The following is a 510-nucleotide window of genomic DNA, read 5'->3' as shown; positions in this document are numbered from 1 at the left end:
GCCGGCTCCGGTGGCGGAGCGCCCGGCGGCGACCACGGCTCCGGCGACGCCGCCGGCGCAGACCGCGGCGGCGGCTCCGGCTGCACCGACGCCGGCGGCGGCGACGCCTGCTGCCGGGGCGGCTGAGCCGGCAGCCAGCAACGTGCGCTACATCCTGCAGGCCGGTGCGTTCGGCGCGTCTGGCGACGCCGAAGCGACCAAGGCCAAGCTGGCCATGATCGGCCTGGCCGCGCGGGTGGAATCGGCGCAGATCAACGGCAAGACGGTATACCGCGTGCGCATGGGGCCGTATGGCAGCGCCGGGGAGCTGGCCGAGGCGAAGCAGAAGCTGGATGGGACGGGGCTTCAGGCGATGGCGATCAAGGCGCAGTAGCCGCGCGCCGCGACAATTACAGGAACGCCGGGTATTGCCTGGCGTTTTTTTTACCGCCCAGGGCAGCCGACCAACGGTCGGCTCTACGGGGCTACCTTTCAACGAGACGCCTCCAAGAGCACCGCACACGGCCACAA

At 71.4% G+C, this 510-nt stretch carries 1 protein-coding gene; it reads left to right on the top strand.

Going from position 1 to position 510, the window contains the following annotated elements:
• Positions 1-373, top strand: a 373-nt coding sequence (locus AAE045_RS24490; protein WP_455549881.1) for an SPOR domain-containing protein, incomplete at its 5' end; no start/stop codon positions are given.
• Positions 374-510: the final 137 nt, after the last annotated feature.

The organism is Dryocola clanedunensis (assembly GCF_038405435.1).
GTDB lineage: Bacteria > Pseudomonadota > Gammaproteobacteria > Enterobacterales > Enterobacteriaceae > Dryocola > Dryocola clanedunensis_A.
This window is presented reverse-complemented; position numbering and strand designations above follow the sequence as displayed.